At 63.1% G+C, this 13,992-nt stretch carries 11 protein-coding genes; 6 read left to right on the top strand and 5 right to left on the bottom strand.

The features are described 5' to 3' along the window. Nucleotides 1–34 precede the first annotated feature (34 nt). Nucleotides 35–169, top strand: coding sequence for a hypothetical protein (locus E2L06_RS22785; protein ID WP_283241359.1), 135 nt, complete (start codon nucleotides 35–37; stop codon nucleotides 167–169). Between the two features lie 82 nt (nucleotides 170–251). Here E2L06_RS22785 and E2L06_RS12045 read toward each other — a convergent pair whose 3' ends face one another. The 5 genes from E2L06_RS12045 to glpA form a co-directional block, all read right to left on the bottom strand. After that, nucleotides 252–2,330: a hypothetical protein gene (locus tag E2L06_RS12045; RefSeq protein WP_138781745.1), complete on the bottom strand. Its 2,079-nt coding sequence runs from the start codon at nucleotides 2,328–2,330 to the stop codon at nucleotides 252–254. A gap of 66 nt (nucleotides 2,331–2,396) precedes the next feature. Then, nucleotides 2,397–3,581 (bottom strand): Cdc6/Cdc18 family protein, encoded by a 1,185-nt coding sequence (locus E2L06_RS12040; RefSeq protein ID WP_138781743.1) that lies wholly within the window; start codon nucleotides 3,579–3,581, stop codon nucleotides 2,397–2,399. Continuing rightward, nucleotides 3,572–4,915, bottom strand: coding sequence for an anaerobic glycerol-3-phosphate dehydrogenase subunit C (locus E2L06_RS12035; protein ID WP_138781733.1), 1,344 nt, complete (start codon nucleotides 4,913–4,915; stop codon nucleotides 3,572–3,574). Before E2L06_RS12035 ends, E2L06_RS12040 begins: the two co-directional genes overlap by 10 nt. 112 nt (nucleotides 4,916–5,027) lie before the next feature. Continuing rightward, nucleotides 5,028–6,314: a glycerol-3-phosphate dehydrogenase subunit GlpB gene (gene glpB, locus E2L06_RS12030; RefSeq protein ID WP_138781731.1), complete on the bottom strand. Its 1,287-nt coding sequence runs from the start codon at nucleotides 6,312–6,314 to the stop codon at nucleotides 5,028–5,030. Then, nucleotides 6,315–8,024 (bottom strand): anaerobic glycerol-3-phosphate dehydrogenase subunit GlpA, encoded by a 1,710-nt coding sequence (gene glpA, locus E2L06_RS12025; RefSeq protein ID WP_138782551.1) that lies wholly within the window; start codon nucleotides 8,022–8,024, stop codon nucleotides 6,315–6,317. A gap of 296 nt (nucleotides 8,025–8,320) precedes the next feature. Between glpA and glpK the strand changes: the two genes are divergently transcribed. From glpK to E2L06_RS12000, 5 genes are all read left to right on the top strand, one after another. After that, nucleotides 8,321–9,862: a glycerol kinase GlpK gene (glpK, locus tag E2L06_RS12020; protein WP_138781729.1), complete on the top strand. Its 1,542-nt coding sequence runs from the start codon at nucleotides 8,321–8,323 to the stop codon at nucleotides 9,860–9,862. A gap of 3 nt (nucleotides 9,863–9,865) precedes the next feature. Then, the gene (locus E2L06_RS12015) at nucleotides 9,866–10,939 is read left to right on the top strand and encodes a hypothetical protein (protein WP_138781727.1); all 1,074 of its coding nucleotides are present in this window, start codon (nucleotides 9,866–9,868) and stop codon (nucleotides 10,937–10,939) included. A gap of 185 nt (nucleotides 10,940–11,124) precedes the next feature. Continuing rightward, nucleotides 11,125–11,628, top strand: a complete 504-nt coding sequence (locus E2L06_RS12010) for a cupin domain-containing protein (RefSeq protein WP_171052359.1) — start codon at nucleotides 11,125–11,127, stop codon at nucleotides 11,626–11,628. 39 nt (nucleotides 11,629–11,667) lie between these two features. Beyond that, the gene (locus tag E2L06_RS12005) at nucleotides 11,668–12,351 is read left to right on the top strand and encodes a phosphoglycolate phosphatase (RefSeq protein ID WP_138781723.1); all 684 of its coding nucleotides are present in this window, start codon (nucleotides 11,668–11,670) and stop codon (nucleotides 12,349–12,351) included. A gap of 270 nt (nucleotides 12,352–12,621) precedes the next feature. Continuing rightward, the gene (locus tag E2L06_RS12000) at nucleotides 12,622–13,878 is read left to right on the top strand and encodes an RNA-guided endonuclease TnpB family protein (RefSeq protein ID WP_138781721.1); all 1,257 of its coding nucleotides are present in this window, start codon (nucleotides 12,622–12,624) and stop codon (nucleotides 13,876–13,878) included. Nucleotides 13,879–13,992: the final 114 nt, after the last annotated feature.

The raw sequence follows: 13,992 nt of genomic DNA, 5'->3' as shown, positions 1-13,992 counted from the left end.
TTTTATTTCGATCGGTGACAACTATTGGAATGCAATGTCCGAAGAAGACAGCATGAAGGACTACCTCGCACAGAACCCCCGAATGATCGGCGCCCTGTTTACCCTGTTCGTCCTGCTTAGTCAGGCGGGCACGGCCGCAGCAGGGAGCATGACTCAGGTTGGACCCTAATATATAGACACACGCACTTCACAACGTTTCCCGCGAACAGACGCTAAAACAGCCGCAATCAAGCAGTACGAGTAACGACGTTTTATTCGCCGAGGACTGACGTCCCGATTCCGTCGTTCCAGTGTAACGCCACATCAAAGGCGACTGGCAACTCTGTCCAAGTCAGATATTCCTGAAGTTCCATTGTCTCTACCGGTAACCATGGCGTCTCTCCCGGGGATAAGTGGGTGTCAGAAATCGAATCAATAGGTGACGCTGTTACACTTCCAAGTTTGAATTCTTTTGTCGAGTACGATTTGACGGCGAAATCGAATTCGTTCTCGCCGCGGGACTCGATCTCCACGAGCATTGGAGCACCTCCATCGGATTGAGCGATGTCCGTCGAGCCGTCGCCGACGATGAGATACTGATCGCCGAGCATCGAATTCTCTTGTGCGATCTCGAGTGCGCCTCGAAGCGGGAAGCCGCGGTTGAGCAGTCTGGCCATGGTCCCGCCGGCTGTCACTGCATGTTCGTTGATGACGTCGGCGTACGTGCTGACGCCGCCGAACGCACCCCGGCGGGTGAGCGCGATCCCCTGTTCGTAGGAGCGACAGGCGTTGAGGAAGAAGACACCCACGTCGACCGACTCGAGGGTTCGGACGTCGAGATCACCATCGGGACAGCGAAGCCCGTTTTCGGTCGCGTGGCCGATGAAGTGGAAGAAGTCGTAGCCGCCATCGGTCAGCAGAGTGGCCAACTGGTCGGTGTCGACGCCGAATCTCGAGTCGATCTCGAAGGGGAGATCCGACCGGTTGCCGTAGCTACCATCGAGCAGGTCGTGTTCGTCTACCATGCGGGCATCGTTACAGACGAGCAAGAGCTCGATCGATTCGACGGGGTCCCGGTGATACAGTTGATTCCGGTAGGCCTCGATCGTCGCTTTCGAGGCCTGCTGGGGAACGCCGTCCCCGAACCAAGCATGTTCGACCGATTCCCCGGTCACGGCCGGAACGACGAACTGCGGCTCGTCGCGTTCGGATGGGGGCGAGCGTGCCGTCGTCGCCGAGCGGACGAACTGGGTGTTCGTTGTCTCCGTGTTCGGAATCGACGCGGGTGTCTGCTGTCGCGTGTCGCGAACGATGCCGAGTTCGTTGACGACGAACGGGAGCACCGGTGCGCTTTCCGGCGTTGACGGAACGTGGACGGTCAGCGGCCACCGCGGGATGTGCGCCTCGAGCACGTCGAAGGGAACGTCGAGGTATCGCTCGAGACGGTCTGCGAGCGCCAGTTCGTATGTGGCAGCGAAGTCGAACGGTAACTCGTCTTCGAGCGCCGATCGCTCGACGAGATCGTACTGGAAGACCCCCTCGGTTCGAACGAGGCAATCAAGGAAGAAAAACCGCTTCAGAAGGCCGGCGACCTCGTCTTCGAACGTGCGTCCGGTCGAGAGCGAATACGTAAACGCCGGTGTCTCGAGTGTCGGATCGTCTCCCGGCTGGATCGTCGCCCCGAGGAGAAACGCGAGCGGCGCGACCTGATACAGCGAGGCGTAGTCCGGTGGAACCGTAACCGTGATGTCGCCGGCCGGCCGGTCGACGATGTCGGGGATCTCGAGTCGGTCGCCGAGTTCGATCAGCGGCGGATGGCCACGCAGCGTCGGCCACGTCCGCTCGGGCGAGGTGGTCTTCAGGGCGGACGGAAGCGCGGAGACGGCGTCCATCATCGAATCGATATCGGGTGGCGTGGTGATCGTTCCCCGCGGCTGGTCGTGCAGTGATCGGGCACCGAGCTCGATCGTCGTCTCGCGATCGGTCGTGATCGTAATCGACGTCAGTCCGATATCTATCGTGCCGGGTGCGTCGATGCGACAGTACAGTTTGATCGGACCGCTCAGTCCGACGAACTGGGGCCGGTCCTCGAGCCGGCCCGTTTCGCTGGCGGCGAAGCTCGCTTCCGTCTGCCCAGCCTCGTCGTGGACGGTGACGGAGTACAGTTGCGTGAACGCGAGCGTGTCGGTCTCGATCCGACAGGTCCGATCGACCGGGAAACAAAACTGTGCTGGCTCGCTGGCGTCGAACGAGACGGAGCCAGGGGTCTCGATCTGCAGGCGGCGTTGCTCGATCGAGTCGGACACCTCGAGCCCGGTCGGGGCGGTCGTTTCCGCGAACGAGATCGTCATAGCTCAGCCGTTACTGACTATCCACACTCACTCCTCAGTGAAAAAGAATTGTATCGGCCGGTCGGACTACCCGCTGTCGTTCCGGTCGGCGGACTGGACCGACGTCGCCGCAAGCGACCGGAACACGACCGTCGGAAACAGTGGCCTGACCGTACTCGGCTGGCGGCCGCTGCCACGGTCGGACGTCGACAGCGGCACCCGTTCGATGACGCCGCGGTCTGCGAGTTCGTAGAGGAATCGTTTGACCGTGCCGGCGGTCAGCGACGATCGACCCGCGATCGCGGTCGCGATCTCGCGGATCGGCCGGTCGGCCGCGTCGAGTTCGATGAGCGACAACAGCACCTGCTGTCGGGTCTCCGACAGCGCCAGCGCCCGGCCGACGTGGACGCCGGTTTCGGGCACGTCGGCCCGTGCGGCCTCGAGATGGTTGCGTTCGATCCGATCCGCGTCCGCCTCGCTCGCGAGCACGGCGGCCCCGAACAGGGCTGCGAGCGCATCGTGTGCGTTTCCGTCGGCCCAGGCGGCCAGGTCGCGCACGGTATCGTGGTCGAGCGTGCCCGCTGCAAGCCCCGTCGAGGCGCGATCGGTGATCACGTCGACGAGTTCGTGATCGCGGTAGGCCGGCACGGAGACGGTCGTCCCCTTCCAGTCGTCGGGTTCGCGCTGGCCGACCGGAACGATCGTGACGTGCTCGTCGACTGGAGCTAAGAGTTCGCGAGCGCGTCCGGCGTCGAGCGTCTCGGGTTCGTCGTGGTGATCGATCGCAACGATCACGCGCCGGTTCGGACGGGCGAGTCGGTCTCGGAGCCGTTTGCGCAGCGCGTCGGTTCCGATGCCACTTTCGGGGACCGGTTCGTTCGAAATCGCCGACAGAACAGCCTGATAGAACGAGAACGGACTCCCCACACGACGCCCGTCGACGGTACCAAACCACGTGACCGGGCCGGTACTGCCGGCCCGCGTCGTTGTGCCGATCGACCGCGTCGAGCCGCTGAACTGATCGTTGAGTGCATCGAACAGGGCGGTCACGATCGCGGACGTGCCCGACCCCGGCGGGCCGACCACCGCAACCGGCGGCGGCAACTCGCCGTCGAAAACTGGCTCGAGCGCGTCGAGCAGTTGCTCCAGGACGGGGCCGCGGCCCACCGGCTCGGGCCGGTGGACGACGGGGCTGAGGTGGTCGCGGTCGACGACGACGCGCCCTCCCTGTCGCGATGACCGTCGGCGAGCGATTCGCTCCGCTAACTCCATTCCTGGGCGTCTGCCTCCGCTGCCGATCCGACGAGCGCTGCCTCGAGCACCTCGAGTGTGTGGGTGATTTCGTAGCCAGTCCCGTGTTCCATCTGCATCGAGCAGGTCGGACACTCCGTGAGCCCAGTGGTCGCCTCGGCGTCTTCCATGTGCTCGAACATTTCTGCCCCGATTTTCATGGAGGTTTCGTAATTCTCCTCCTTCCAACCGTACGTCCCGGAGATCCCCGAACAGGAGTCACCGACGTCGTGGGCGTCGACGCCGTCGATGGCGTCGAGTACTTCGACTGTCTGGCCGTCCAGCCCCTGATTCCGGGCGTGACACGGCGCGTGGTACGCGAAGTCGTCGAACTCGTCTCCGACCGAGGTCCCCTCGAGTTCGCCCTCGAGGTCCTCGTGGACGCGGAGGTACTCGACGGCGTCCCAGGTGTTTGCGGCGACCTCTTCCGTGCCCTCGAAGTCGAACAGTTCGGGGTACTCCTGGCGGATCGACATCGAACACGAACTGCAAGAGGCGATGATGTCAGCACCGTCTTCGAGGGCCCAGGCGAGTTCGCGCACGTTCGTCTCGGCCGACCGGCGTGCGTCCTCGAGCATCCCGTTTGCGAACATCGGCGTCCCCGAGCAGTGCTGGTCCGGGACCATGATCTCGTAACCAAAGTGTTCGTAGACCCGCACCAGTGCCTTCGCGACTTCCGGGGTGTTGTAGTTGGCGTAGCAGCCGTGGAAGTAGGCGATGCGCTTGTCCGCGTTTTCGACCTTTGCACCGCCCCTCGCCGCCCACCATTCACGAAAGGTTTCGGTCGCGAATTCGGGGAACTCCCGTTCGCCCGTGATTCCGAGGAGCTTCTCGCCCATCCACTGCGTCGCCGACAGCCCCATCACGAAGTTCGTCGTCCGTGGGAACATCGATCCGAGCGGCGCGAGTCGGCGGTAGTTCGCGAGCATGCGGTTGCGCCAGTACTCCCGCGAGAGCGTGCTCATGTTCTCCTCGACGTACTCGGCGCGGGCGGTGTTGTGCATCTGCGAGAGCGGCACCTCGGAGGGGCAGGCACTGTCACAGCGCATGCAGTTCGAACACTTCATCACCGAGTCGTCGATGTCGTGATCGTCCTGGCGCTTGAGCCGCCACTGCTCGGGCCCTTGGAACTTCGGGCCAGGGAACTCGTCATCGACCTCGGCAACTGGACAGTTGGTATCGCAGGTCGAGCACTTGTAACAGTTGTCCGCCCCCGGCCGGAGGTCCATCTCTTCGGCCTCCGGAAAGACCTGAATCGGTTCGAAGTCGTCGTCTCCCGGTACGCCATCGTCGGTCGGCTGTTCTGCATCACTCATCGAATCACCTGGGTCAGTCGGTCGCTGTTTGCTGTATCGCTCGCTCGAGTCCGTTCATCCATACTCGGCCGATCACGTTTGCCGCTCGAGTCGCTCGGTTCGTCCGTGCCTGTCATTGTCCCGCCTCCGTCCCGGCGCGCTGGCCCGCGACGTAGCCCGTCGCGAGCGAGACGCCGCTGCCGGATTTCTCCGCTGCGAAGTCGTAGCCGCCAAGCACCGCCCCCGCCGCACGGAGATTCGAGAACTCGGGCGCGTCCCCGGCGTCGAGCGGTCGGAGCTCGCGGTCGACCGGCAGGCCGAATCGCGCGTAGGGCTGGTCGCCGAAGACGTCGTCGACGAACCAGTCGTAGCGGTCTGCCGCGTGTGGGACGTGACAGTCGAAGATCGGTTCGAAGACCCGCTTGCGCTCCGATCGCACGCCCTTACCGACCAGCCCGCCCGTCGCCAGCACGTACTGCTCGGCGCGGTGGGGAATCTCGGTTCCGTTGCGGTCGACGACGACGTGGTCGATCCGCCGGTCAGTGTCGGTCTCGTACTCGACTACCGGCACCCCCGTCGTCACCCGGACGCCGGCGTCTTCGAGCGCGTCGTAGAGCAGGTCCTCGAGTCGTAGCCCGGGCAGACTTGGCGGCCCCATCGGGACCTCGAAAACGTCGACGCCGAGCCGATCCGAGAGGTCGGCCCTGACCACGTTCGCGTGGTCATCTCCGAGGATCGCGGGAAAGCCGACACGACTCTCGTCCTCGATCTGGGACCGAACGATGTCAGCGAGGGCTTCGCGGGCGGTCGTCTCGCCTGCTGCAGTCTCCACGGCTTCGTCCTGATCGAGCAGGTGTGCGTATCGCGTGACCTTCGCGTCGTCCCGGACGATGCCGGGGAACCGAACCGTGACTCCGCGGGCCGCGAAAGGTGCGCCGGCGGCCTCGAGATGAGATGCTGCCAGCGGTGCCTCGAAGTCCGGCAGCGTCTCGAACCCGACGAGCAGGGTATCGCGGTCGTCGCTTGCGAGTCCGGCGGCGGTCGATGTCGGGTACCTGGCGGTCGGCTTGACCGTGCCGCCGTGAGTCGGCACGAGCGCGTTCGCGTCCGTGTGGCCGCCGTCGTACGTATCGCCCGCGATCTCGTCGAAAAACGAGAGGGCCTCGCGGACTGCCTCAAGTCCCACGCGCTCGTAGGGGTGTCCCTCGGGAAGGTCGGCAAGCGCCCCGAATGGATCTACGAGCGGGCCGTCGCCCGTCGGCGTGTAGCCGAGTACGTCGATCAATCCGCTGGCGTGGCGGAGCGTACTCTGTTTGTACGAGACGAGCCGGACCTGCGCTCCTTCGTCTGCCGCAGCGAGTGCAGCGGTTGTGCCCGCGAGTCCGCCGCCGATGACGAGGACGTCGTCTTCGATCGCCATCTAGCGGCCCCCTCGGATCCCGTCGATCCGGTCTCCCTCGGCTCGACCGTCGTCGAACGCCGCGAAATCGACGGTCGACGTCGCGCTCGCGGGATCCTGGTCCCGGTTCATCGTCGTCGCGTGCAGGGCGTAGTTGAGCATCGCTTGCGAGAGCTGTTCGCCCCACAGCGCGTGGCGCTCGCCTTTCCAGCGTTCCTGAAAGAGCTCGTCGAGCGCCTCGCGGACCATCTCTTCGTCGTATTCGGGGTGGAGTTCGTTCGCCATGGGTTGACAGCAAAAGCCACCCTGGCAGTTCCCCATCGAGGCCCGCGTCCGGATGCGAACCGCGTTCAGGTCCGTCCCCGACTGAGAGATTGCATCTTTAATTTCCGCACGCGTTACGCCCTCACACTGGCAGATCACCGGGTTCGGCTCGCCCGTCTCGAGCACCTCGCGCGCCCGGCTGCCCAGCCGCTGTTTGCTCCGTCGGGCCACTGGCGAGCGCAGCCCGAAGTCGTCCATTCCGGCCTCGAGCGTTGCGATGTTCTCGCTGCCGGGCAGTGGCTCGTCGGCGGTCGCACAGGTGGCGGTCACGCCCAGTTTCTCGCAGACGTGATCGGCGATATCTTCGGCCATCATCCGATAGGTGGTGAACTTGCCGCCGACGATACTGGACATCCCCGCGACGCCGTCGCGGTCGGCATGATCGAGCAGGAAGAAGTCCCGGGTGATGTCGGTCGGGTCCTGCGTGCCGGTTCCCGGCGGCTCGTAGAGCGGGCGCACACCCCAGAACGAGCGTATCGTCCGGGCCTCCTCGAGGATCGGCACCAGTTCCGAGAGGGTGTCGATCATCTGATCAACTTCCCACTGCTCCTCGGGGTAGTCATCCGGATCGGCGACCTCCTCGTCGGTCGTTCCCAAGATTGCGGTCGTCTCGTGGGGAACGATAATGTCGGCGTCGCCTTTCGGATGGCAGCGGTTGATCACGGTGTCGACCTGCCGGACGTTCATGATCGTCATCACTCCCTTGGAAGGGCGGACCTCGACTTCGAGGTCGGCCATCGCGCCGATCTGACCGGCCCACGCGCCGGTCGCGTTGACGACGTACTCGGCGGTGATCTCCTCGGTTGTCCCGGGCGTTCCGTGCGTGCGTTTGCCAGGGCCGGAGTCGTGGCGGACCTCGACCCCGTAAATGTCGTCGCCGTCGCGCAGGAGGTCGATCACTTCGGCGTGGGTCTCGATGCGCGCGCCGTGATTCTCGGCGTCGATCGCGTTCGCGACACAGAGCCGGAACGGGTCAACCGCGCCGTCGGGGACCTCGATCGCTCGTTTGACGTCGTCTGCGAGGTAGGGTTCGACCTCGCGGGCTTCCGACCCCGAGAGTACACGGGCGGGGATCCCACACTCCCGACAGCCCTTGAGTTTCTCCCGAAAGTAGTCGTCCGAGTCCTCGGGCCGCTGGACGAACAGCCCGCCGGTCTCCTCGACGCAGTGGCCGGCGATCTCCCGAAGGACCTCGTTTTCCTCGATACACTCCGTCGCACTGGCCTGGTCGGAGACGGCGTAGCGGCCGCCACTATGGAGGAGGCCGTGCATCCGACCAGTCGTGCCGTCTGTCAGATTGCCCCGCTCGACGAGTGTCACCTCGAGGCCGCGCATCGCCAGATCGCGGGCGATACCACAGCCGGTCGAGCCACCGCCGAGTACGAGGACCTCGGTATCCCGTGCCATTCTGTCGTTGGCCTCTACGGACAGCCCCACCTTTATTTTATCGGCGGTAAGAGAACACCCATAACAATTAGCTATTTTCGGGCCCACCAGCCAATGGAACGAAATGTATGTGGCCGATCACTTATCGGCCCTATGCTGAAATCGCCCCTATTAGCGTTCACACTGTTCGAATTTTCACTCGATCTTATGATAGCTATGTTATGGGTTTGGTAACATTTATAATGATTGTAGGAATTGTTTACCAGTAGCACGCGTCCATCGGTAAAGACGTCGCGTGAGAGTGTGGGAGATCACCTATGACAGCCAACACATACGTCGGTGCGGTAGACCAGGGGACGACTGGCACCCGATTCATCGTCTTCGATCACGAGGGGCAGGTCGTCGCGAACGCCTACGAGAAACACGAACAGATCTATCCCGAACCCGGCTGGGTCGAGCACGACCCAGTGGAGATCTGGGAGAACACCAAAGCCGTCATCGGACAGGCCCTCGAGCAGGCCGGCATCGGCCCCGATCAGCTCGAGGCCATCGGCGTGACCAACCAGCGAGAGACGACGCTGCTATGGGATGCAGACACTGGCAAACCTGTCCACAACGCCATCGTCTGGCAGGATCGTCGGACGACCGATCGCGTCGAGGCTCTCGAGGACGAGGGAATGGTCGAGACCATCCGCGACAAGACCGGCCTCGAGGCCGACGCCTACTTCTCGGCGACGAAAGCCGAGTGGCTGCTCGACAACGCCGATCCGATCAAACTCGAGCGTACGCGCCCCGAAGACATCCGCGACCGCGCAGAGAAAGGCGAGGTCCTGTTCGGGACCATCGATACGTGGTTGATCTACAACCTCACGGGCAACCACATCACTGAAGTCACGAACGCCTCGCGGACGATGCTCTACAACATCCACGACCTCGAGTGGGACGACGACCTCCTCTCGGAGTTCGATATCCCCGAGGCGATGCTTCCCGAGGTCCGCCCCTCGAGCGACGACGAGACCTACGGGTCGACCGATCCCGACGGCTTCCTCGAGGCCGAGGTACCGGTCGCGGGTGCACTGGGCGACCAACAGGCGGCCCTGTTCGGCCAGACCTGTTTCGACGCCGGCGACGCGAAGAACACCTACGGAACCGGGTCGTTCTTCCTGATGAACACCGGCAACGAGGCCGTCGAATCCGACCACGGCCTGCTGACGACGATAGGCTTCCAGCGCGCGGGCGAAGACGTCCAGTACGCACTCGAGGGCGCGATCTTCGTCACCGGCGCGGCGATCGAGTGGCTCGAGGACATGACGCTGATCGACGACCCCGCCGAGACGGCGGAACTGGCCCGCAGCGTCGACACGACCGACGGCGTCTACGTCGTCCCCGCGTTTACGGGACTGGGCGCACCCCACTGGGATCAGCGCGCACGCGGCACCATCGTTGGGATGACACGTGGCACCCGCAAGGAACACGTCGTCCGCGCGACCCTCGAGTCGATCGCTTACCAGACCCGTGACGTCGCCGAAGCGATGGAGGCCGACTCGGGCATCGAGATGACGTCGCTGAAAGTCGACGGCGGCGCGGTCAAGAACAACTTCCTCTGTCAACTCCAGTCGGACATCATCGGGTCGGATATCGTCCGCCCGGTGGTCGACGAGACGACGGCGCTGGGGTCGGCCTACGCGGCCGGCCTCGCCGTCGGCTACTGGAGCGATCCCGACGAGTTGCGGAGCAACTGGCAGGTCGACGCCGAGTTCGAACCCGAGATGGATCCGGACGACGCCGATCGGCGATACGACCGCTGGGGAGACGCCATCGACCGAGCGCGCGACTGGGCGCGGGATAGTGAGGAGTGATCTATGGTCCAGATACTCCTTCAGATTCCAGTCATCGGGATGGAGACCGACGCGTTCGTCCTCCTGCTCATCGCCGCCCTCGCCGGCGGTGCGTTCGGTGCAGCACTCGGCGCACTGCCGTCGTTCATTTTCACGGGCTTCGTCGTCTTCCTCGGTGAAGGTGTCTCGATTCTCCAGCGCGAAGTCGGTGCGATCGAGGGCATTCCGGCCAACGAACTCGGGGCTGGCATCACCGGCACGATTGGCTTCGGCGCGGTGACCGGGCCACACATCGCCTTCGCTGGTGGCGTCGCCGCGACGGCCTATGCCGGGCGGCGATATCCCGAGATGGAGCCCGCCGGCTGGGACTACCACTTCGGGAAGGACATCCTGTACGCGTTCGGTACCAAACCCGACATCCTCGCGGTCGGCGCGGTCTTCGGCGCGGTCGGGATGCTCATCACGCAGGTGATGACCGGGCTCGGCTTCCCGACGGACAACATCGCACTCTCGGTCGTGGCGACGGCCTTCCTCGCGCGACTCGCCTTTGGCTACCCGATCGTCGGCAATGTCGGCGGCTCGAGCATCCTCGATATGTCGCCGTTCGAGCGCGAGGAAAAACGCATGGCGGCCGACGGCGGCACTGAAACCGATCGACTGGCAACCGAGCCGTGGCTCCCCCACCAGTACAAGTGGTCCGGCGTGACGGCCATCGGTATCGTCGGAGGGATCCTCGGCGGCTACATCTGGCTCGAGACCGGGAGTATCTTCCTGGGCTATGCGATCTCCGCGATCAGCCTGCTGTTTCTCAACCTCGGGGTCGAGAAGATTCCAGTCACCCACCACATCACGCTCTTGGGCGCGGTGGGTGCGATCATCGCGATGCCGGCCATCGGGAGCGAACCGGTTGCACTGCTCATCGCTGGTATCTTCGGTGCGATCTCCGGCCTACTCGCCGAAGTGAGCCAGCGGATCTTCTACTCTCACTCCGGGACCCACGTCGACCCGCCGGCGATGGCAATCGCGGAGTTCATGTTAGTTCTCGGCGTGCTCTATCTGGCCGGGCTCCTCCCCAACGCGGGCTATCTCGCACTCTGACCGCCGTGTACACGCCATCCGTGGCCCGCTTTTCGGAGGGCCTGTCGGATGGCCCGACACACGGCACTGCTGTCGTCCACAGCAAGTGATCGGTTTGCAGTTGGCAGTCCGACCGCCGCGTCGTCGTCCCACCCTGAGCCACCGTCACTACTAGTTTATCGCACTGTGTGATGTGCTATCTAGGTATGGGTACACAGACAAGTCCAGAAGCGACTCCGACTGTGATGGGCGAGACCGATGGGAAGGCGCTGTGGTCCGTCGGTGTGCTAATGATCTTCAAGGCCGATGCCGAGCGGACAGACGGTGCGTTCACCCTGCTTGAGCACACTGCCCCCGCCGGGTACGAAACGCCGTACCACGTCCACCACGGCGAGGACGAACTGTTCTACGTCCTCGATGGTGCGATCGACTGCTACTACGGCGATGACGGCGAGAACGTAAGCCGAGCAAGTCCGGGAGAGACAGTTTTCCTCCCTCGAGACGTCCCACACGGCTTCCGTGTCGTGAGCGACGATGCCTGTCGCATGCTCATACAGGTGACGCCAGCGGGCCTCGAGGAGCTCTTCAGGGAGGTCGGGACACCGGCAAAACGACTGGAGACGCCGCCGCAAGCCGAACCGGACATCGCGGCACTGACTGAAGCCGCCGCAGAGTATCAACTCGACATCCTTGGGCCGCTCCCTGATTGAACCGACCGCTTTAGGTTATCCAACCCTCGAGTGACAGGTATGACCGCCGATCCGCCGCTCGTGCTCGACGTCGACGGTACCCTGACCCGTCCCGAGGGGTGGGGTATCGATCCCCGCGTCTTCGATCCGCTCCGCGAGTGGGAGGCCCCCGTCATGATCGCCACCGGGAAGGCCTTCCCGTACCCCGTTGCGCTCTGTCACTTCATCGGGATTCCCGAACTCGTCGTCGCCGAGAACGGTGGCGTCGTCTACACCGGCGACGACGTCTTCTTTACCGCCGACCGCGAGGCCGCTCAGGCCGTCACCGAGGAATACCGGGCCGCCGGCTACGACCTCGGCTGGGGCGACGAAGACACGGTCAATCGCTGGCGAGAAACCGAGATCGCAGTCAACTTAGAACAGCCCCTCGAGCCCTTACGCGAGATCGCCACGCGCCACGGCCTCGAGGTGATCGACACCGGCTACGCCTACCACGTCAAGGACGCCGATCCGAACAAAGGAGCGGGGCTCGAGCGGCTCGCCGACCACGTCGGGGTCGACCTCGATGAGTGCGTTGCCGTCGGCGACTCGATCAACGATGTCTCGACGTTCGAGGTGGCCGGCCGCGGGTTCGCCGTCGCCAACGCCGACGAGGCGGCGAAAGCAGCCGCCGACGAAGTTCTCGACGAGATTCACGCCGATGGAACGCTCGCAGTGCTCGAGCGGATTCGCGGGACGCGCTGATCACTTGGACCGTCGAGGGACACCAGTATTGTTCAGAGGCTAGGTGGCGTACTCGGTACAAGAGGTGTGTCGGTTCGATCAGAAACCGAGGTGGTAGTCCCCGACTGACGCGGATTATACGCTGAACAGGCGTAATACCACGGCCTTCAGGCCGTGGATACGCGCCGTCACTCAGTGACCCGTTCCACCGATACCGACAGGGCCGGATATTCCACGTCAAACATAGCCTCTAATATCCTCTGTTCCATAACTGATTATGAGCACAGTACGATGCTGGAGACAACCCGCACCTACGTCGCACGCATCACGAACCACACGCAGGTTCGTGACGACCTCGACCAGTGCGGGTTCGCAGCATCGAAACTGTGGAACGTCGGTCGCTACTACATCCAAGAGCGGTGGGATGAAGACGGTGAGATACCCGATGAAGCCGAACTGAAGTCGGAGTTGAAAGACCATGAATGCTACAGTGACCTCCATTCTCAGTCAAGTCAGCGAGTTCTCGAAGAGCTTGCTGAGGCGTTTACCGGCTGGTACAACTCCAACGACGGCAACAATCCACCGGGCTACCGGAAACGGGGCAACCGACACCCGCGCTCGACCGTCACGTGGAAAAAGCGAGCTATCAAGCACGACGACAAGCACGGCCAACTTCGCCTCTCGAAAGGATTCAACCTGAAAGAGTCACGGTCTGACTTCATCCTCGCGGAGTACGAAACCCGTCCCGACGTAGAAGTCGAGAACATCCAGCAGGTGCGTGCCGTCTGGAACGGCGACGAGTGGGAACTCCATCTCGTCTGCAGGAAAAAGATTCCAGTCGAAGACGCGCCCGGCGACAACACGGCGGGTATTGACCTCGGTATCAGTAACTACCTTGCCATCGACTACGAAGACGGCGCAAGTGAACTATATCCGGGGAACGTGCTGAAAGAGGACAAGCACTACTTCACCCGCGAGGAGTACCAGACCGAAGGCGAAAACGGGCCGTCAAAGCGTGCGCTCAAGGCTCGCCGGAAACTCTCCCGACGCAAAGACCACTTCTTCCACACACTCTCGAAACACATCGTCGAGCGGTGTGTCGAAGAAGGCGTGGCGAAGATAGCAGTTGGCGACCTCAGCGACATTCGAGAAGACGACAACGGCGACTCGCGGAACTGGGGTGCGTCGGGGAACAAGAAACTCCATGGATGGGAGTTTGACCGATTCGCCCGTCTACTTGAATACAAGGCCGAAGAATATGGCATCCTCGTTGACCGCGTAGACGAGGAGAACACCTCGAAGACGTGTTCGTGTTGCGGGCGGATTCGGGATAGCAACCGCGTGGAGCGTGGTCTGTACGTCTGTTCGTCGTGCGAAACGATGATGAACGCAGACGTGAACGGTGCGGTGAACATTCGGAGAAAGATAACTCAGAGTCCCCCGACCAGGGATATGAGTAACGGCTGGTTGGCACAGCCCGGAGTCTTCCTGTTCGACCGCGAGAGCGGACGGTTCACACCGAGAGAACAGGGAGTCTACAAACTCTAATATCCCAACGCTTGGGATTCCTCCGGCTTCAGCCGGTGGAGGATGTCAAAACTTTGAATATGGATAGGGATGTCTCGGGAACTACGATCGACGGGAATCATAACGAAAGCGGAC

The sequence above is a fragment of the Haloterrigena sp. H1 genome (genome assembly GCF_005938085.1).
Taxonomy (GTDB): domain Archaea; phylum Halobacteriota; class Halobacteria; order Halobacteriales; family Natrialbaceae; genus Natrinema.
The sequence above is the reverse complement of the archived record's forward strand: the minus strand, read 5'-3'. Positions and strand labels throughout refer to the sequence as shown.

Coding starts and splice junctions, on each gene's coding strand:
- E2L06_RS22785 (WP_283241359.1), top strand. CDS start 35: ATGTCCGAAGAAGACAGCATGAAGGACTACCTCGCACAGAACCCCCGA.
- E2L06_RS12045 (WP_138781745.1), bottom strand. CDS start 2,330: ATGACGATCTCGTTCGCGGAAACGACCGCCCCGACCGGGCTCGAGGTG.
- E2L06_RS12040 (WP_138781743.1), bottom strand. CDS start 3,581: ATGGAGTTAGCGGAGCGAATCGCTCGCCGACGGTCATCGCGACAGGGA.
- E2L06_RS12035 (WP_138781733.1), bottom strand. CDS start 4,915: ATGAGTGATGCAGAACAGCCGACCGACGATGGCGTACCGGGAGACGAC.
- glpB (WP_138781731.1), bottom strand. CDS start 6,314: ATGGCGATCGAAGACGACGTCCTCGTCATCGGCGGCGGACTCGCGGGC.
- glpA (WP_138782551.1), bottom strand. CDS start 8,024: ATGGCACGGGATACCGAGGTCCTCGTACTCGGCGGTGGCTCGACCGGC.
- glpK (WP_138781729.1), top strand. CDS start 8,321: ATGACAGCCAACACATACGTCGGTGCGGTAGACCAGGGGACGACTGGC.
- E2L06_RS12015 (WP_138781727.1), top strand. CDS start 9,866: ATGGTCCAGATACTCCTTCAGATTCCAGTCATCGGGATGGAGACCGAC.
- E2L06_RS12010 (WP_171052359.1), top strand. CDS start 11,125: ATGGGTACACAGACAAGTCCAGAAGCGACTCCGACTGTGATGGGCGAG.
- E2L06_RS12005 (WP_138781723.1), top strand. CDS start 11,668: ATGACCGCCGATCCGCCGCTCGTGCTCGACGTCGACGGTACCCTGACC.
- E2L06_RS12000 (WP_138781721.1), top strand. CDS start 12,622: ATGCTGGAGACAACCCGCACCTACGTCGCACGCATCACGAACCACACG.